The 17,964-nt window shown below is 53.4% G+C and carries 17 protein-coding genes; 4 read left to right on the top strand and 13 right to left on the bottom strand.

All coding sequences use genetic code 11. From position 1 onward, the window contains the following. Positions 1-89 precede the first annotated feature (89 nt). Positions 90-1,211, top strand: coding sequence for a ribosomal protein uL16 3-hydroxylase (locus GW579_RS13825; protein WP_165059532.1), 1,122 nt, complete (start codon positions 90-92; stop codon positions 1,209-1,211). 76 nt (positions 1,212-1,287) lie between these two features. Here GW579_RS13825 and phnE (GW579_RS13820) read toward each other — a convergent pair whose 3' ends face one another. From phnE (GW579_RS13820) to phnC, 4 genes are all read right to left on the bottom strand, one after another. Beyond that, positions 1,288-2,211: a phosphonate ABC transporter, permease protein PhnE gene (gene phnE / locus GW579_RS13820; protein ID WP_152325507.1), complete on the bottom strand. Its 924-nt coding sequence runs from the start codon at positions 2,209-2,211 to the stop codon at positions 1,288-1,290. Continuing rightward, positions 2,211-3,074 carry a phosphonate ABC transporter, permease protein PhnE gene (gene phnE, locus GW579_RS13815; protein WP_165059530.1) on the bottom strand — a complete coding sequence of 288 codons (864 nt, stop codon included), beginning with the start codon at positions 3,072-3,074 and terminating at the stop codon, positions 2,211-2,213. The genes phnE (GW579_RS13820) and phnE (GW579_RS13815) overlap by 1 nt, the downstream gene beginning before the upstream one ends. A 67-nt stretch (positions 3,075-3,141) precedes the next feature. Next, complete coding sequence (phnD, locus tag GW579_RS13810; protein WP_015698041.1) at positions 3,142-4,074, bottom strand: phosphonate ABC transporter substrate-binding protein; 933 nt, start codon at positions 4,072-4,074, stop codon at positions 3,142-3,144. 114 nt (positions 4,075-4,188) lie between these two features. Further along, the gene (phnC, locus tag GW579_RS13805; protein WP_165059528.1) at positions 4,189-5,022 is read right to left on the bottom strand and encodes a phosphonate ABC transporter ATP-binding protein; all 834 of its coding nucleotides are present in this window, start codon (positions 5,020-5,022) and stop codon (positions 4,189-4,191) included. Positions 5,023-5,228: 206 nt separating this feature from the next. On the opposite strand from phnC, the gene dld reads away from it, so the two are divergent. Further along, positions 5,229-6,920, top strand: a complete 1,692-nt coding sequence (gene dld / locus GW579_RS13800; protein WP_165059526.1) for a D-lactate dehydrogenase — start codon at positions 5,229-5,231, stop codon at positions 6,918-6,920. A 76-nt stretch (positions 6,921-6,996) separates the two neighbouring features. Here the strand turns inward: dld and GW579_RS13795 are convergent, their stop codons facing one another. The 5 genes from GW579_RS13795 to GW579_RS13775 form a co-directional block, all read right to left on the bottom strand. Beyond that, on the bottom strand, positions 6,997-7,587 hold the full coding sequence (locus GW579_RS13795) for a Yip1 family protein (protein ID WP_152325503.1): 591 nt from the start codon (positions 7,585-7,587) through the stop codon (positions 6,997-6,999). 199 nt (positions 7,588-7,786) lie between these two features. Next, positions 7,787-8,443, bottom strand: a complete 657-nt coding sequence (locus GW579_RS13790; RefSeq protein ID WP_235937370.1) for a hypothetical protein — start codon at positions 8,441-8,443, stop codon at positions 7,787-7,789. A gap of 228 nt (positions 8,444-8,671) precedes the next feature. Continuing rightward, positions 8,672-9,979 carry a c-type cytochrome gene (locus tag GW579_RS13785; protein WP_165059524.1) on the bottom strand — a complete coding sequence of 436 codons (1,308 nt, stop codon included), beginning with the start codon at positions 9,977-9,979 and terminating at the stop codon, positions 8,672-8,674. A gap of 2 nt (positions 9,980-9,981) precedes the next feature. Next, on the bottom strand, positions 9,982-11,754 hold the full coding sequence (locus tag GW579_RS13780) for a GMC family oxidoreductase (protein WP_152325501.1): 1,773 nt from the start codon (positions 11,752-11,754) through the stop codon (positions 9,982-9,984). 55 nt (positions 11,755-11,809) lie between these two features. Continuing rightward, positions 11,810-12,529: a gluconate 2-dehydrogenase subunit 3 family protein gene (locus GW579_RS13775; RefSeq protein ID WP_152325500.1), complete on the bottom strand. Its 720-nt coding sequence runs from the start codon at positions 12,527-12,529 to the stop codon at positions 11,810-11,812. A gap of 266 nt (positions 12,530-12,795) precedes the next feature. Between GW579_RS13775 and GW579_RS13770 the strand changes: the two genes are divergently transcribed. Both GW579_RS13770 and GW579_RS24020 read left to right on the top strand, forming a co-directional pair. Further along, the gene (locus GW579_RS13770) at positions 12,796-13,428 is read left to right on the top strand and encodes an aspartate/glutamate racemase family protein (protein ID WP_165059522.1); all 633 of its coding nucleotides are present in this window, start codon (positions 12,796-12,798) and stop codon (positions 13,426-13,428) included. Positions 13,429-13,536: 108 nt separating this feature from the next. Next, a complete protein-coding gene (locus GW579_RS24020) occupies positions 13,537-13,620 on the top strand; it encodes a small membrane protein YohP (protein ID WP_019105993.1) in 84 nt (27 codons plus the stop codon). 161 nt (positions 13,621-13,781) lie between these two features. On the opposite strand, the gene pbpG is transcribed toward GW579_RS24020, so the two are convergent. The 4 genes from pbpG to GW579_RS13750 form a co-directional block, all read right to left on the bottom strand. Next, positions 13,782-14,720: a D-alanyl-D-alanine endopeptidase gene (gene pbpG / locus GW579_RS13765; RefSeq protein WP_193333123.1), complete on the bottom strand. Its 939-nt coding sequence runs from the start codon at positions 14,718-14,720 to the stop codon at positions 13,782-13,784. Positions 14,721-14,960: 240 nt separating this feature from the next. Then, positions 14,961-15,386, bottom strand: coding sequence for a VOC family protein (locus GW579_RS13760; protein WP_152325497.1), 426 nt, complete (start codon positions 15,384-15,386; stop codon positions 14,961-14,963). A 51-nt stretch (positions 15,387-15,437) separates the two neighbouring features. Then, positions 15,438-16,367 (bottom strand): tRNA dihydrouridine(16) synthase DusC, encoded by a 930-nt coding sequence (gene dusC, locus GW579_RS13755; RefSeq protein WP_152325496.1) that lies wholly within the window; start codon positions 16,365-16,367, stop codon positions 15,438-15,440. A 58-nt stretch (positions 16,368-16,425) separates the two neighbouring features. After that, a complete protein-coding gene (locus GW579_RS13750; protein ID WP_152325495.1) occupies positions 16,426-17,871 on the bottom strand; it encodes an MFS transporter in 1,446 nt (481 codons plus the stop codon). Positions 17,872-17,964 lie beyond the last annotated feature (93 nt).

The following is a 17,964-nucleotide window of genomic DNA, read 5'->3' as shown; positions in this document are numbered from 1 at the left end:
TCTTTTGTGATCCCTTGATTAATGACAAAGCGGCATACCCGCCAGCCTCTCTATAATCAGGCCCGTTTGTCTTCCCACTGGTAAATCACATGGCGTATGAACTCAATCTGGACTGGCCGGAATTTTTAGAAAAATACTGGCAGAAACAACCTGTTGTATTAAAAAAAGCATTTACAAACTTTGTCGATCCGATCACTCCCGATGAATTAGCCGGCCTTGCGATGGAACCTGAAGTGGACAGCCGTCTGGTGAGCCATAAAAATGGTGAATGGCAGGCGAGCAACGGTCCTTTTGAGCATTTCGACGGGCTGGGTGAAACCGGCTGGTCGTTGCTGGCACAGGCGGTGAACCACTGGCATCTGCCTGCGGCTGAACTGGTTCGTCCGTTCCGCGTGCTGCCAGACTGGCGCCTGGATGACCTGATGATCTCCTATTCCGTGCCCGGCGGTGGCGTTGGCCCGCATATCGATCAGTACGATGTGTTTATCATTCAGGGAATGGGCAGCCGTCGCTGGCGCGTGGGCGATGCTTTGCCGATGCGTCAGTTCTGCCCGCATCCGGCGTTGCTGCATGTCGATCCGTTTACGCCGATCATCGATGAAGATCTTGAGCCGGGCGACATTCTGTACATTCCGCCGGGCTTCCCGCACGACGGCTTCACCCATGAAACCGCCCTCAACTATTCCGTCGGTTTCCGTGGCCCGAATACCCGCGACTTTATCAGCAGCTTTGCCGACTACGCACTGGAAAATGATTTAGGTGGCGACCACTACAGCGACCCGGATTTAACGCTGCGCGATCATGTGGGCAAAGTAGAAGAATACGAGCTGGATCGCGTGCGCAATATGATGCATGACCTGATCAATCAGCCGGAAGCGTTCAGACAATGGTTCGGACGTTTTGCAACCACGCCGCGCCATGAGCTGGACATCGCCCCCGCCGAACCGCCATATGAAACGCACGAAATCGTGGATGCGCTGATGCAGGGCGACAGCCTGACCCGTCTGAGCGGTCTGCGTGTGCTGAACGTCGGCGACCGTTTCTTCGTCAACAGTGAAGCGCTGGAAACCGAGCAATATCAGGCAGCGGATGCACTTTGCCGTTTCACGCGGATCGGTAAAAAAGAGCTGGGCGATGCCGTGCAGGATCCGGCGTTCATGGCCGTGTTCACCGATCTGGTGAATCAGGGTTACTGGTATTTCGACGAGTAATATTTTTTGCTGCCCGGTTATGACAAAAGGCGGCATCCGGTGGATGCCGCCTTTTTAGTTTTAAGACCGCTCAGAATCAGGGCTTATACAATTCGACCGGCGGCTTCATTTTCCGCTCTTCCGGCACAAACAGATCAATCTCTTCGCCCAGAATATATTTGGCGCGCAGCATCGCTGAAATCTTATCCATCGTCATGACGATAGCCACCAGAATCAGCGTGATAAACATCACCACATCCCAGTTCCACAACCGCATATTTTCCGCATAAACCAGACCGATACCGCCCGCGCCCACAAAACCGAGAACGGCAGCAGAACGGGTGTTGGACTCAATCTGATACAGCGACAGCGCCAGGAACGTCGGGAAAGACTGCGTGAAAATACCAAAACGGTGCGTCTGTAGCGGAGATGCGCCCAGCGCACGCAGGCCGCGGCTGGGTGAACGTTCCACTGCTTCGTGGCCTTCAGCGTAAAGCTTGCCGAGTAAGCCTAAATCCTGCATCACAATTGCCAGCACGCCGGCCAGAGGCCCCATGCCGACAGCGCGGACAAATATCAGCCCCCAGATCGCCATATCCAGGCCGCGAAGTACGTCCAGAATGCGGCGGATCACCAGTGAAACCGGCCGGAGAACCGGCGTGGACATCACATTTCGCGCCGCAAGAAAAGACAGCGGCAGTGCGAGGAAAGAGGCGGTGACCGTCCCGGCAAACACAATCGCCAGCGTGATCGCAATCTGCGAGAAGTAGTACATAAACGGCCATTCGGAAACGTTATGCCACACGAACATGCGCAGGAAATAACGCCCGACTTCGCGGGTGCCGCGCACGACTTCGCTCCAAGGAATACCGAAATAGCTGAAGAAATAGACGTAATACAACACAATCACGACAGCCAGAATTGCCAGATAACGCAGGTAACGACGCTGCGCGGAAAACAGATGTGCGTGCTGCTGTTTCAGGCCAGCAATGACATGAGGTTCAAGCGCGTCAGTTAACATCAGAAAGTGCCCTCCACCACGCGTTTGCGTAATTTACCCGATAGATAATCCATCCCGGAAACCACCAGAATAATCAGCAGCAACGTCATGCTGACCTGGTCATAGCGGTCGAGCTTGATGGACGTCATCAGTTCCTGACCAATCCCGCCCGCGCCCACCAGGCCGAGGATGGTCGACTGGCGGAAATTAATTTCCAGACGCATAAAGCTGTAGGACAAAAAGATAGGTTTAACCTGTGGCCACATGGCAAAACGCATGCGCTGCAAGCGCCCTGCTCCGCAGGCTCTCAGGCCACGCACCGGTTTGTCCGACGCGGTTTCGATAGATTCGTAGAACAATTTTGTCAGGCTGCCGACGGTGTGTAAGGTCAGCGCGATAAAGCCCGGAATAGCCCCGACGCCAAAGGCCATTACGCACATCACGGCCCAGGCCAGTTCAGGCATGGTTCGCAGGAAAGCCACAAACGTGCGGATACTGAATTTCACCCATTTTGGGGAATCTGTATTACTGGCGGCAAGAAACGCCAGTACAATGGCCAGCGCGGTAGACAAAATCGTTGAAGACAATGCCAGCTGAATAGTTTCCCAAATCAGCGGTAACTGGATATTGAGACGGTATCCCCAGTAAGCCAGAGAACCTTCGGTGTGTCCGTCTGCGAATAATAATGACCAGTGCAGAACCGGAACCGTCTGACCGATATAATCAAAAAAGCTGGGAGCTGAAACAATAATAGTTTTCAGATTAAGTTCGGAAACATTGCCAGACCATAAATATAACAGCAGCATCAGCCCTGACCATATCAGCGCCTCGCGCTTTTGCTTACCGCGTATATTCTGGTAATAACGATTGAAGTCTTTATTCAAAATAATATTTCCGGTTTACATGGGGATTTTTTATTCCTCCCCCGTGAAAGGGGAGGAAGTCAGGGTATTAACGGCCACCCTTCGTCAATTCACGCTTCATATCAATAATCTGCTGATATTCAGCCAGAGACGTTTCGCCGATATGTTGTTTACCGCCAACGGCCTTCACGAAGCAGGCGTGATCGTCTTTATCCAGTTTCTTAATGGCTGAAACCAGTTTCGCTTTAAATGCCGGTGGCAAATCGCTGCGAACCAAAATCGGGCCGTTAGGAATTAACGGGGATTCCCAGATAATGCGGATTTTCTTCATCAGATCCGGATGGTCCATGCGGATCATGCGGTTGAACGCGCCGGAGGTATAGCCGGTTTCGCGATCGCCAATCATGGAAGCCCAGGTTACCGCGCCTTCAAACTGCCCGTTCAGCACGCCGAGGATATCCTGCTCGTGGCCGCCGGAAAAGGTCACGCTGGAGAAGAAGTTGTTGTATTTGTTATCCGTCGTACCGCCAAACTCTTTCTTGAAAGTCTGGTTCGGGATCAGGTAACCGGACGTGGAATCCGGATCAGCAAAGCCAAATGATTTGCCTTTCAGGTCAGACAGTTTCTGGTACGGGCTGTCCGCTTTTACGACAACAACGGAGTGATAACCGCGGGATTTGTCGGTGTCATCGATTACGATACCGACCAGATCTACCGCTTTCGGGTTATTAATATACACAGACGCGAAAGAAGAAGGCGACATGCTTAATACCATGTCGACTTTCTTGCCTAATAATCCCTGAATAACACCCGAGTAATCGGATGAATTACGCAGTTTGGTATCCACATTTAATTCTTTATCGAAGAAATCTTTTACACACTGATTATCGCCGATTTGCTGAGTGGCGTTCTGACCACCCAGAATACCTAAATTCAATTCTTTAGGCGCATCTTCTGCCATGCTGTGCATTGCGGTAAGGGAACCTGCAACAAAGACCGCCAGACGTAATAACTTCTTCATTTAATGATGACCTTGTGTAGATTGAGAGAAAGTGAAAATAAGTACGGCTAAAATTTATTTCCGAAATAAAATACGGACTTTATTTATTAAAACATTCGTTACAACGCGTCAGCATCAGGAATTAACGTCGTGTTCTTCGCCATATAACTGCTGCAAGATCCCGTCGGTTAACTGATCCGGATGACCATCAAAGATAATCTGCCCTTTCGCAATGCCGATCACGCGGGTGCAGTAATCTTTTACCAGTTCTACGGAATGCAGGTTAACCATCACCGCGATGTTCTCTTCGCTGACCTTTTTCAGGGCGTTCATGATACGCAGGGTATTTTTAGGATCCAGCGAGGCAACCGGTTCATCGGCCAGTAAAATTTTCGGGTTTTGCATCAGGGCGCGACAAATAGCGACACGCTGCATCTGACCCCCTGAGAGGTTTTCAGCACGTTGCAGCGCATGCGGCAACATGTGCAACCATTCCAGCAGGGAAATCGCGCGGGCGCGGTCTTCGTCATCGAACTGATTAAAGAAGGATTTAAACGTGGAAGTGTGACTCAGACGCCCCAGCAACACGTTGGTTAACACGTCCAGACGCGGAACCAGGCAGAAGTCCTGGAAAATCATGCCGCAGCCCGAACGCCAGCGACGCAACGCTTTGCCGGTCAGACCCGCCAGTTCCTGCTGCTCACCGTTTTCGTAATGACACACCACACTGCCGTCGGTTAACGGGATCGTGCCGTTAAGCACGTGCAGCAGAGTCGATTTCCCCGCACCGGAACGGCCAATGACCGCAACAAATTCACCGGCGTGAAGATCGAAATTGATGTCATTAAGAACACGCTGACCTGATTTATAGGATTTCACCAGGCCTTTCACGTCCAGCACTTTGTTCAGATGTTGCTGCCCGGCCTGAGGATATTCAGCCTGTGCCAGCTTAAGTTGAGCTTGCGCCATGATGCTGTCTCTCGGTTGCTTTCGTTATCTGGCGTTCATTAAGCGCGAGTTTTGTGACACATCAATGACGATTTAGTGGACAGCATATGACAAAAATGTAGCAACTTAAGAGAAATCCCTCGGTAATTATCCTGAATGATCTGTAGCCTGTTATGTGGCATTTAAGTCTATGATTGCAGAGCCTACGTCAAAAAAAGGAAGATGAAATGGATAATCAGTCACTCATCACCACGCTGAAAGAAATCGCCGGAAGCCGCCATGTCCTGACCGGCGACAGCAATACCGAGCGCTACCGCAAGGGGTTTCGCTCCGGCGGCGGCAAGGCGCTGGCGGTGGTATTCCCGCAGACATTGCTTCAACAATGGCAACTGCTTAAAGCCTGCATCGCGGCCGACAAAATTGTCATCATGCAGGCCGCCAATACGGGGCTGACCGAAGGTTCGACGCCGAGCGGCGACGATTATGACCGCGACATCGTCATTTTCAGCACCCTGAAACTCGATCAGATCCAGCTGCTCGACGGCGGCCATCAGGTGATCGGTTTCCCCGGCAGCACGTTGTATAAGCTCGAAAAAATTCTCAAGCCGTATAACCGCGAGCCACATTCGGTCATCGGTTCATCCTGCATTGGTGCCTCCGTCATCGGCGGGATATGCAACAACTCCGGCGGTTCACTGGTGAAACGTGGTCCGGCTTATACGGAAATGGCGTTGTATGCGCAGATTGATGCGCAGGGAGAACTCCGGCTGATAAACCATCTGGGGATCAATCTGGGTGAGACGCCGGAAGAGATTCTGACACGGCTGGAAAAAGGCGATTATCTCGAAGCTGATATTCTGCACGATCAGCGGCTGGCTTCGGACCATGATTACGCGGCGCGTGTCCGCGAAGTGGATGCCGATACGCCATCACGCTTTAACGCCGATGAGCGCCGTTTGTTTGAAGCCTCGGGCTGTGCCGGGAAGCTGGCGGTTTTCGCCGTCCGTCTCGATACTTTCCCGGCAGAAACCCAGCAGCAGGTTTTCTATATCGGCACTAATGACACAGAGGTTCTCACTGAGTTACGTCGTCAGATCCTGAGAGATTTTGCGAATCTTCCGGTGGCTGGCGAATACATGCACCGGGATATTTTCGATATCACCGAAGTGTACGGTAAAGATACGTTCCTGATGATCGACAAGCTCGGCACAGACAAAATGCCGGATATGTTTACCGCCAAAGGGAAGTTTGACGCACACGCCAGCAAGGTGCCTTTCCTGCCGAAACATTTCAGCGACCGCGTAATGCAGTGCCTGAGTAAAGCGCTGCCGAATCATTTACCGCCCCGCATGAAGCAATATCGTGACCGGTTTGAGCATCACTTATTGCTGAAAATGTCCGGCCCCGGAATTGATGAAGCCAGAACGTTTCTGACCCGTTTCTTCAGCGAAAATCAGGGTGATTTCTTTATCTGTTCCGCCGACGAAGGCAAAAAGGCGTTTCTGCACCGCTTCGCTGCGGCGGGTGCCGCCGTTCGTTATCACGCTGTGCATGAGAAAGAAGTGGAAGACATTCTGGCGCTGGATATCGCACTGCGCCGCAACGATCGCGACTGGTTTGAAACGTTGCCGGAGGATATTGATAACCAGCTGGTGGCAAAACTCTATTACGGCCATTTTATGTGCCACGTTTTCCATCAGGATTACATTGTCAAAAAAGGGGCGAACAGTAAGGCGCTGAAACACCGCATGCTCGAGTTGCTGGATGCCAAAGGTGCCGAATATCCGGCGGAACACAATGTCGGACATCTGTATATTGCAAAACCGCATCTGAAGGAATTTTACCGGCAGGCTGACCCGACCAACAGTTTTAACCCGGGGATCGGCAAAACCAGTAAGCTGAAAAACTGGCAGGAATAACGCGGTGAAGTGCTTCTGACCAACCCTCCCCTTTTCAGGGGAGGGATACTACGTCACTCCGACCTCATCTCATTGGTTAGAACAATTTGGTTCCATAACCCCACATCAGCACGGTCAGTGCGAGTAACAACTCAAGAACCAGAACCCCCATCGCCAGCGTTGAGCTGGAGAACAGGAACCCCTCGCGGTGGTCAATGTTGAGGAAGTTTGGAATACCGAGGTACAGCAGATATCCGCTGTAGCAAAGGCCAATCAGCCCGACAAACAGGCATAACCAGACCATCGGATAAAGCGCAACGATCCCGCTGAGGAACATCGGCGTGGCAACGTAACCGGCAAACACAATACAACTGTTGAGTGTCGGGCGGCTGTCATAACGACGCGCCATCCAGTAGATAATTCGCCCCATCAAAGCAACAGCGGCGAGCATCAGAACATAGAAGATTACAGCGATGTAGGACGCGGTGAACATGGAAACCATCAGCTTCTGGCCGTCACCGAAGTTCCAGCCCAGCTGCGTTGTCCCGATAAAGGAACAGACAACCGGAATCAGCGCCATCAGAAAAACATGGTGGGAATAAACATGTGAAACGGTTTCCCGTTCACGCTGGATTTGCTGCAATTCGGGACCCGGATGAGATAACAGTCCCCAGACATGATTACCCATGAAACACCCCCTTGTGCGCCGAAAGCCGCCAGCGGCGTACGATGATAAACCTTCGGGAATGCCCGTTTGATAAAGGTCACAAGGGCAACAAGAAGGTGGCAGCCTGTTTATATTATAGCCGTTATTAAGCGGTTTGCTGGCGGCACAACCCCCCTGTCGCAGAGGATGTTGATGCCGGAGAAAGGAATTTCCCTGAAGGTCAGTGGATATAGCATGCAGCGGTAAGCACCACACCAGCCAGTGCTACCATCATGCCCATGATCCAATGGGTCTGTTTTGTAATATAGATGTGGAAAATATCCTTGGTCACGTAATTCGACTGAATAACCGCCAGCTGCGACTCCACGGAATCAAATCGGGCATCCATTTTATCGAAACGCAGATCCATTTTGTCAAAGCGCTGGTCGACTTTCTCAAAGCGTTCATCTGCCAGGTCAAATTTCTTATCAATGAGAACAAAATGATCGTCAATTCGCACCAGATGCTCGTCGATCCTGACCAGATGTTTATCGATGCGAACAATACTTTCCTCCGTTTTCCCCACGCGAACACCGATATCTGTCACAGCATCGGTGAGCGTGACCATCTGGTGTTCGAGTTTTCCCACACGGAGATTGGTGTCCGTAACGACCTCTGTAAGCTGAACAACTTGCTGTTCAACCTTTCCCACCCGCAAATTGAGGCCTGCGATTTCCTCACCGGTTTTGATTCCCTGCTTTTCGATACTGTTGATCTGGCTTTGCAGTAACGCTTCCATAATCCATTCTCCCTTAAAGTCTTCCGGCATCGTCAGGGCACCGGGAAGATAGAGCATCGGGTTGGCTGGCCAGCAATCTGGCATCCTGAGCAGAAACATGATGTGTTGTCCCTCGCTTGAGCTAATCCTTGTTCAGGCATCCTTAATCTGCGGGCAGTCTGCACTGTATAAATAAACACCTCAAATCAATTTTTTTCTCGTTCAGGGCGTGATTATTGATGAATCTATGCCTTAGGGAATTGCATTGATAAAATGAATAAATACCAAATAAAAGAGCCGCTTACGCGGCTCCGTTACAGGGACTCCTGATAATACGCTCAGGTTTTTTTACGGTGCAGGGTTATGCAACGCCGCCGCGCCGTCCTGCGTTTTTCTGGCCTTCGCCACATCGTCTTTACTGACCGCTGGCGCCTGATTTCCCCACGCGTTGCGGATGTAAGTCGTGACATCGGCCATTTGCTGATCCGTCATTTTCCAGCCAAACTCCGGCATATCCGCGCTGGTCGGATTGCTGAGCGTCGCGGCACCCTGCGCACCGTTCATCAGCACATGCAGAATATTCGTCGGCTGGCTGGCCTGAACGCCGTTGTTGCCTTTCAGCGCGGGCACCATATTGCGTACACCTTCACCGGAATTCTGGTGACAGGCGGCGCAGTTATCAGCGTAGAGTTCCTTACCATTAGCCATTGAGGCATTCGCTGCGAAAGGTGCGGAGTTATCTTTGCTGCCCGGTAAGCTTTTCAGGTAAACCGCAATGGCATGAAGATCGGAGTCCGACAGGTGTTGCAGCGAATTTGTCACCGCTTCCGCCATCGGGCCGGAGGCCACGGTACGGGCGTTCGCGCCAGTTTTCAGGTACTGAACAATTTCATCGTTGCTCCAGTCGCCAAGCCCCTGACGGACATTCCCGGTGATTTCCGGCGCAAACCAGCCCTGAAGTTCTCCGCCCTGCAAATGCACCCCAAAGTTATCGCCCCCCAGCGGATTTTTCGCCGTATGACACGATGTGCAGTGCCCCAGCCCTTCCACCAGATACGCACCGCGGTTCCATTCTGCTGACTGTGCCGGATCGGCCTTAAACGGGGCGGTATCCAGGAACAACAGGTTCCAGCCAAACATCATCAGGCGGATGTTATACGGGAACGGCAGATCAGTTTTCGGGCCATCGTAATGCACGGCGGGCACGGTATTCAGGTACGCTTTGATGTCTTTCAGATCCTGATCGCTGACCTTGGCATAGACGTTATAAGGCATCGCCGGATAGAGGTTTTCCCCGTTGATCCCTTTGCCGTTACGCACCGCATTAATGAACTGCTGATCGGTCCAGCCGCCGATACCGGTTTCTTTATCAGGCGTGATATTGGTGGCGTAAATCGTGCCAAACGGCGTGTTCAGACCATAGCCTCCGGCAAACGGCTTGCCACCGCCCGGCGCGGTATGACAGGCCACACAATCCCCCGCCAGCGCCAGATATTTACCGCGTTCGATGGCCGTTTTACCGGTCATCGCCGCCGCTGCGGGTGCCTGAAATTCGCCGGACTGGCTGGCGTTGTACCCCATTTTCACACCGACAAACCCCAGCCCGCCGATGACGACCACACCGGCAATCACTGCTAACGTTTTTTTCATTCTCATGCTTAAACCCTCACCAGCGGACCAGGGGATTTCAGATATTGGGTTTTAATCGCTTCTGCCGCCCATAAAGTCAGCGCGCCCACCGTGCCGGTGGGGTTATAACCGCCGTTATTGGCAAACGCCGATGCGCCACACACAAAGACGTTATGTACATCCCAGCTTTGCAGATAGCGGTTCACCGCACTGGTTTTCGGGTTGTCGCCCATGCAGGCGCCGCCCGTGGTATGGGAAGAAAGGTTATCCATTGGCGAGAACGGTTTAGCCGTCGGTTCCTGACGCACAACGGTTTTTGCCCCCATCGCATGCGCGATTTCAACCGAGCGGTCAGCCATGAATTTCGCTGAGCGTTTGTCGTTTTCGATCCAGTCGAACGTCACGCGCAGCAGCGGCTGACCGTGGCGGTCTTTGTATTCCGGATCAAGATCGAGGAACACGTCGCGGTGCGGATAGCTGTTGCCCATACAATAAATATTGTTGTAGTTCTGGTAGCTGTGTTTGACGGCTTTTTTCCAGTCTGCGCCCCAGCGCGGTGTGCCCGGCGGTACGTTGTTGGAATAGCCGATCGGGCGTCCGTTAGTGGAATGCACCAGCGCAACGCCGCCGCCGATAAAGTCATGGCCGGTGTGATCGAAGTTATCGCCGTTGAAATCATCAATGGCCTGTGAAAGCGCACCTGCGCCGATGAACGGATTCATCATTTCGTCTTCGAAGAAGAAACCTGCGCCGGAAATAGTCTGGTACGCATAGTTACGCCCGACCACGCCTTCACCGGTTTTATGGTCGTAAGGCTGGCCGATGCCGGAAAGGAGCATCAGGCGGACGTTATCCATCTGGTAGGCAGAAATCACCACGATATCCGCCGGTTGCTCCCACACCACGCCGTCGCTGCCAATGAAGGTCACGCCGGTGGCAGTTTTGCCGTCCGGTGCTTTGTTGACGCGCAAGACTTCGGATTCGGTGATCACCGTAAAATTAGGGCGCTGCATTACCGCAGGCAAGATGCAGGCATTCGGGCTACTCTTCGACCAGTTGCCGCAGCCGAAGAATTCGCAGTAACCACAGTATGTGCACGGCGCCATGTTGACGCCCAGCGGGTTGGTGTACGCACCGGACGTATTGCCCGCAGGCACCGCAAACGGGTGATAGCCCATCTCGCGCGTGGCTTTGTCGAAAATCATCGACAGCTGGGTGCGCTTGAGCGGCGGCAGCGGATAATCCCGGCTGCGCGGGCCTTCGAAGACGTTGCCGCCTTCAATTTTTTCGCCTTTGATGTTACCGGCTTTCCCGGATGTCCCGGCGTAACGTTCAAATTTATCGTAGAACGGTTCGACGTCGTCAAATGTCACGCCCCAATCCTGAACCTGCATTCCTTCCAGGAATTTGTTTTTACCGTAGCGTTCAACCGTCTGGCTGTAGCTCTGGAAATCATACGGCAGGAAGCGCCAGGTCATGCCGTTCCAGTGCGTGCCCGCCCCGCCGACGTTCATCCCGAACTGGTAAGTATTAAACTCACGCAGCGGCAGCGCCTGCTGGATCGGGTTATTACGGAAGGTCAGGGTTTCTACCGCCGTAGGCTGCATAATCGCGCGACGGCTGACGAAGCGCAGTTCGTCGGTATCAATGGTGGTCGGGAAATCATTGCTGGTATCGCGCCATGAACCACGTTCAATGGCGACCACATTCAGGCCAGCCAGCGTCAGTTCATTGGCCATCAGCGAACCCGCCCAGCCGAGGCCGACAATCACTGCGTCGACCTTCTCTCTTTTATTGCTCATACGACATGTACTCCTGAAAATATCTCAATAATCAAAGCCCGTGCGTTGCCGGTTTTTATGATTTTTCGTATTGGGTCAGCATGCTGACGGGCTCGATATGCAGATCTTCACCACGGCGGTCGATGACATCGCGGAAGTCATACCGCGCGCCCGGGAAGCCAATCATTTTCCAGCCGGCCATGTCTTTATTGCCGCCATAAAGCGGGTCGGAGAAGAAGCCTTCGCGCATGTTCTGCACCAGCATATTGAAGAACAGCTGGCCGTTGACGCCGGTCAGCGGGATCTCGCCGGATTCCACGCGGCGCAGTAAATCGTCCTGCTGCTCGCCGGTCAGTTCGGTAAAGTTTTTACCCGCATTACGCGCTTTCGCCACGCTGTTCAGCGCGGCCAGCCCCAGCCTGTACCGTTCGGCAGGGGTATCTTTGTATTGCGGCCCGGCCTGCGGTAAACCGTCCTGGATCACCGGCCCGAGGCGGTAAGTCGTGACCGCGTTGCCATAATCGCCGCTCAGCTGACGGTCAAGAAATACCGCACAGCCCGCCTCTTTCCCGCCGATGCTCAGCTCATCAGCCGGAATAATCCGGTCAGCCAGCGTTTCAATCAGGCTGACTTCATCAGCGGTGAAGAACGTCCATTCCCCGGCAACCACCGGTTTTGGCGGACGAACCGAATGGATAATCCACGGCATGCCGCCGGAGAAAATTTTGGCTTTAACCTTTAAGGCGGTACTGAATAACAGCACCGCCATCGAGGTCAGAAAGTGTCTGCGTTTCACGATAATTCTCCTGTTTACGCACATTGAAAGGGGACTTACCCACATCAGATATGGGTTTATATTTGTGACGGAGATTATACGAAGATGTTAGATGAAAGTAAGATATTTCGAACCAAAAGGTACATATTTTATATATTTAAAATCAATGAGTTAATTATTCTGCATTGAGTTAGTACACTAATTAACAAATTTTTACAGGCAAAAAAGCCTCCACGGGAAGATAGAAACTCGCTAACGTAGCGTCATCACACTTTCCGGAGACGTCCATGCGCATCACTTGTTTACACACGGCAGACAGCAACATCGCGGTTTTTGAAAATGCAGCTCAGGAGCTGGGACTGAATAACCATACATTCCGCCATATTTCCCGCCCGGATTTACTGGCGGCCGCAGAACACGCTGGCGGGCTGACGCCGGAAATTCTTGAAGAAACCGCACAGATATTGCTCGCGCTGAGTCAGGACAGCGATCGCGTTTTACTCACCTGCTCAACGCTGGGCGCAGCCGCTGCGGCCGCCGCTGAAAGTACGCAGGTGCCAGTTTTGCGCGTTGATCAGGCGCTGGCCGAAGCCGCGATGAAAACCGCCGGAAAAGTGGTGGTGTTATGTGCGGTGGAAACCACGCTCGGCCCGACCAGGAAGCTGTTTGAGCAGACAGAAAAACACCCCGACGCCGCGCTGGAAATGCGCCTGGTAGCCGGAGCCTGGGACAAGTTTAAGCAGGGAGATCTGGCGGGATATTTGCAGACTGTCGCCGCAGCGGCCGACGCAGCCTATTTAGCTGGCGCAGCCGCAGTGGTGCTGGCTCAGGCATCGATGACCGGCGCGGCGCAGTTCACGCAAAGGGGCAAACCGCTCACCAGCCCGGAATGCGGCCTGAGAGCGGTCGTCGCGGTTTAAGACTGGCGGAAAAGCGCAAATGGCAGGATTGGCTATACTGAAAGCGGAATAATCATTGGCTTAGCCAACTTAGCTGATGACGACAAAAGGGTGTGATAAGGAGAAAACATGAAAATTATTCTGTGGATCATCGCCATCATCTTTATCGTTGGCTTACTGACCCTGACAGGGGTGTTTAAACTGATTTTCTAAAAATCGTCAGTCTGCGTATAAAACAAAAGTCCGGCACCTGCGCCGGACTTTTTAGTTTGAACAATCTTAATACCCTAAATAATTCGTGTCGCAGGAAGGCGGCAAGTAAAGGTTACCCGGATCACGGCCAATACACCTGCGGCATGAGGGTTAACGGGTATTTAATCGTCAGCTTCTTCTATCGATGGCTGAGATTTCTGCTGCTCTTTCTGCTTACGGTAGTTCTTGGCAATCTGCGGAACAGGCACGGTTTTTCCGGTTTCCATCCAGGTTCGCAGACGGTTCGCATCCGCAAAGGCGGTAAATTTCCCGAACGCGTCCATCACCACCAGCGTGACCGGTTTGCCGTTGATGGTAGTACGCATCGCCAGACAATGACCGGCAACGTCGGTATAACCAGTTTTGGTCAGCTGAATGCTCCACGACGGATTCATGATAAGATGGTTGGTATTGCGGAACGGCAGTGCGTAGGCCGGATGGCTGAACACCGCAGTTTTCTCAGCCGTGGTACTGAGCTGGCCGATCAGCGGATAGCGCTGCGAAGCCAGCAGCAATCGCGTTAAATCACGCGCCGTGGAAACGTTTCGCGGCGAAAGCCCGGTCGGCTCCACGTAATGGGTATGGGTCATGCCGAGGGATTTCGCTTTGGCATTCATCGCATTGATAAACGCCGAATAGCCCCCCGGATAATGCGCCGCCAGGCTGGCCGCCGCACGGTTTTCGGAAGACATCAGCGCCAGCTGAATCATCTGGCGGCGGGTAATTTCACTGTTGAGTTTCACGCGGGAAAACACACCACGCATTTCAGGCGTATTGCTGATATCAACGTTGATCACTTCATCCAGCGGCAGATTCGCATCCAGCGTCACCATCGCGGTCATCAGTTTGGTCAGGGAGGCAATCGGCCTCACTTCATCCGGATTTCGGGAATAAATCACTTCGTGGCTTTTAAGATCCACCACCATGGCGCTGCCTGAAGCAATTTGAACAATGGGAGCGACGGCCTGCTCATGTTTTGCAGCGAAGGCGGCAGGTGCAGACAACATGCCTGTATTTAAGGCTAATAAGCTCAGAACCAGAAGACGGATTTTCACATGCATTGCTCTGTATTTAAGAAAGTTGTCATGAAGTTATGTCGGAACAGCGGCGGGAATTATAAGTGACAGGAATAGTCTTAGCACTCGCAATTTTCAAATCTATTTGTCACAAAGTCTGTCACAACCACCCGCAGACCGTGCAATGGCGAGTTAGTGAACACTTGCGTAAGATTGAAGGGAGTTCAGACGACAACGGGCAGGGTTTTAGCTCCCTGCCCGTTTTTATTATTGATTATCCGGCAATTACTGATGGTCGATTAAATAACCGATTTCCTGCCCGTAGGAAAGTTCGAGCGTATTTCCATCCGGATCATCGAGAAAAGCCCAATAGCCGACAGGCGCGCCGGAATCTGTCGGTTCCTGACGCAAAACGCCCGCATCACGCGCTTCGGCAAGTTTGTTGTCCATCGCTTCTTTCGAGGCACAGGCAATACCGAGATGCCCGAACGGGCCGAGTTGAGTGTCGGTAGAATGCGGGTCTTCTGCCAGGACCAGGGCAAAGTGGCGGGTCATGTCGCTGAGCCAGGCAACAGGCCGGACGGGGGTGCCTTTTTCGCCGCGCCGGTGGATGACTTTCATTCCGGCAAATTGCTGATAGAAAGCGATACTGGCGTCGAGATCTTTAACGGCAAAAGCTATGTGACTCAGGCCGATGTCTTTATTGTCCATGATACTCCTCCATTTTTAAGCGTTGCCGCGTGGAGAAGTCATGGAATTCAGTCACCGGTTAATGCGTCCGGCAATTTCCTTCGACGTCTTCAGCACGCGCACTTCAGTAAATAACTCTGTCGCCTCTTCGTACTCTTTACGCAAATAACTCAGCCACTGTTTGATACGCGCTACGTGATACAAACCGGTATCACCCTGCTTTTCCAGACGGGTATATTTCTGCAACAGCGTCATCACGTCCGCCCACGGCATACGCGGTTCGTTGTACTTCACCACGCGGCTGAGATTGGGAATATTCAGCGCGCCGCGCCCGATCATGACGGCGTCACAGCCGGTGGTTTGCATACAGGCCTGAGCGCTGGCGTAATCCCAGATTTCACCGTTGGCAATCACAGGAATACTCAGCCGCTGACGGATTTCGCCAATCGCCTGCCAGTTAATCCGCTCAGGTTTGTAACCGTCTTCTTTGGTGCGCCCGTGCACGGTGAGCTCTGTCGCGCCCGCCTGTTGTACGGCGTCAGCGATTTCAAAACTGTGCTCCAGAGAATCCCAGCCCAGACGTACTTTTACCGTCACCGGCAAATGCGCTGGCACCGCGGCGCGCATGGCTTTAGCGCCCTGATAAATCAGCTCCGGGTCTTTGAGTAACGTGGCGCCCCCGCCGCTGCCGTTAACCATTTTCGACGGGCAGCCGCAGTTGAGATCGACGCCGTAAGAACCCAGTTCAGTGGCACGGGCGGCGTTTTCAGCCAGCCATTCGGGATACTGACCGAGAAGCTGCACACGAACCCGCGTGCCGGAAGGCGTGCGGCTGTCGTGTTCTAATTCCGGACACAGGCGATGGAAGACTTTGACGGGAAGCAGCTGATCCACCACACGCACAAACTCAGTGATACACAAATCGTAGTCGTTCACTTCGGTGAGAAGTTCACGAACCAGGGGATCAAGCACACCTTCCATCGGAGCCAGTAATACGCGCATCGCAGTTCAACCTTTAAAAATGACGCGCAAGATTACCGCATGGCCCGCCGCCGGGCAATTATCCCTGTGACAAATCGCGGCTCAGGTGTTCCGGCGCACTGCCACTGGCCTGCCGGGCTTTCACCGAACGCCAGGCAATCCACACCGCCAGAAACGCCGGAACAGCAAACAGCAGGAACATCCAGAAAGCGGCATTGGCAGCGCCCGCATCGCCCTGATTCACGCCGGAGAAATTAGCCACCGTTCCGGCCAGCGCGGCACCCAGCGCAGAGGCGAAAGACTGCACGACGGTGATCGACGCACCGGCTTTTTCGCGATCTTCCTCCGGAGCCTGTTGCAGGACGCGGGTCAGCAGGTGTGGCCAGCCCAGCCCGATGCCAAAACCGGCCAGCGTCAGCCCGAGCACTACCCCGCTGATATTCAGCCACGGCATTCCGAAAGCCACCGGCACGGTGAACAGCAATAGCAGCAAGCCGGCAGCCAGAATCAGCGGGCCGGAAACAATGGCGTTGTCGGCACGACGCCCCGTCCAGCCCGAGCTGGCGACTTCACTTAACGTCCAGCCCGCGGCGGCGGCGGCAGTAATATATCCGGCAGCCAGCGGTGTCTGGCCGTGCAAATGTTGCAGCAGATAAGGCACAAACAGCTCGCAGCCCAGGCCGATAATCAGCAACGACATCACCAGATACAGGCCATAAAGTGGCGATGAACGGCGCAGCGCGTTACGCGGCAACAGCCTGACATTGGCGGTAAACTCCCGGTGACGCAGGATAAGGATCATCACCACCGCAATCACAAAACCGAGCAGATTAATCAGCCCGTGCGAAGACAGGCTGCCCGCCGAAACCACCAGCACCGCGCCGGTCAGCAGCGCCAGTTGCATCAGCGGCAACGGTTCTTCCGGTTGTTTCTCCCGCTGAGATTTAGGCAGGATCCGCCAGACCCACAAGCCAAATAATGACGTGACCGGCAGAAGCAGACCAAATGCCCAGCGCCACGCGTGCAGCTCTGCAAAAATGCCGCCGACCGCCGGGCCGACCAGCGTCGCAATCCCCCACATGGCGGAGATCAGCGCCATCGCGCGGGGCCAGAGAGATTCTTTAAACAGAAGATTAATCATCGCGTAAGAAAGCGCGAACAGGAAACCGCCACCCAGCCCCTGCAAGGCGCGCCCGACAAGCAGCACCGGCATACTCGGCGCAACGGTACAAAGCGCAGCACCGGCGATGAAAATACCGGTCGCCATAAGATAACTGCCGCGCGGTCCGGCGGTTCGCATCAGCCGGGCAGAAAGCGCCGAGCCGAGAATCGAGCAGACGACGTAAAGCGTGGTGTTCCATGCGTACCACGCCAGCCCGCCGATATCCTGCACTACGGATGGCAAAATCGTAATCACGATGTAGCTGTTGGTGGCGTATAGCGCGACGCCGGCGCTCAGGGTGATGGCGCTTCCCCGGTTTTCCGCACTGAATAAATCCTTCCAGCCGCTCTGACTTTCCGACATTTCTCTTCGTCCCTTTGGTTTATGTTTTCCGCACATTGAAGCGCGTTGTGATTATGGTATGATTAAAACAAGAATTTACTTGGAATATGTTTT

It is taken from the genome of Rahnella contaminans (assembly GCF_011065485.1).
Lineage (GTDB): Bacteria > Pseudomonadota > Gammaproteobacteria > Enterobacterales > Enterobacteriaceae > Rahnella > Rahnella contaminans.
The sequence above is the reverse complement of the archived record's forward strand: the minus strand, read 5'-3'. Positions and strand labels throughout refer to the sequence as shown.

What these genes read in the sequence shown, in the direction of transcription:
- GW579_RS13770 (WP_165059522.1), top strand. Translation starts at nt 12,796, where the DNA reads ATGCGCATCACTTGTTTACACACGGCAGACAGCAACATCGCGGTTTTT.
- dusC (WP_152325496.1), bottom strand. Translation starts at nt 16,367, where the DNA reads ATGCGCGTATTACTGGCTCCGATGGAAGGTGTGCTTGATCCCCTGGTT.
- GW579_RS13750 (WP_152325495.1), bottom strand. Translation starts at nt 17,871, where the DNA reads ATGTCGGAAAGTCAGAGCGGCTGGAAGGATTTATTCAGTGCGGAAAAC.
- phnE (WP_152325507.1), bottom strand. Translation starts at nt 2,211, where the DNA reads ATGTTAACTGACGCGCTTGAACCTCATGTCATTGCTGGCCTGAAACAG.
- GW579_RS13790 (WP_235937370.1), bottom strand. Translation starts at nt 8,443, where the DNA reads ATGTTTCTGCTCAGGATGCCAGATTGCTGGCCAGCCAACCCGATGCTC.
- GW579_RS24020 (WP_019105993.1), top strand. Translation starts at nt 13,537, where the DNA reads ATGAAAATTATTCTGTGGATCATCGCCATCATCTTTATCGTTGGCTTA.
- phnC (WP_165059528.1), bottom strand. Translation starts at nt 5,022, where the DNA reads ATGGCGCAAGCTCAACTTAAGCTGGCACAGGCTGAATATCCTCAGGCC.
- GW579_RS13785 (WP_165059524.1), bottom strand. Translation starts at nt 9,979, where the DNA reads ATGAGAATGAAAAAAACGTTAGCAGTGATTGCCGGTGTGGTCGTCATC.
- GW579_RS13780 (WP_152325501.1), bottom strand. Translation starts at nt 11,754, where the DNA reads ATGAGCAATAAAAGAGAGAAGGTCGACGCAGTGATTGTCGGCCTCGGC.
- GW579_RS13795 (WP_152325503.1), bottom strand. Translation starts at nt 7,587, where the DNA reads ATGGGTAATCATGTCTGGGGACTGTTATCTCATCCGGGTCCCGAATTG.
- dld (WP_165059526.1), top strand. Translation starts at nt 5,229, where the DNA reads ATGGATAATCAGTCACTCATCACCACGCTGAAAGAAATCGCCGGAAGC.
- GW579_RS13760 (WP_152325497.1), bottom strand. Translation starts at nt 15,386, where the DNA reads ATGGACAATAAAGACATCGGCCTGAGTCACATAGCTTTTGCCGTTAAA.
- phnD (WP_015698041.1), bottom strand. Translation starts at nt 4,074, where the DNA reads ATGAAGAAGTTATTACGTCTGGCGGTCTTTGTTGCAGGTTCCCTTACC.
- pbpG (WP_193333123.1), bottom strand. Translation starts at nt 14,720, where the DNA reads ATGCATGTGAAAATCCGTCTTCTGGTTCTGAGCTTATTAGCCTTAAAT.
- GW579_RS13825 (WP_165059532.1), top strand. Translation starts at nt 90, where the DNA reads ATGGCGTATGAACTCAATCTGGACTGGCCGGAATTTTTAGAAAAATAC.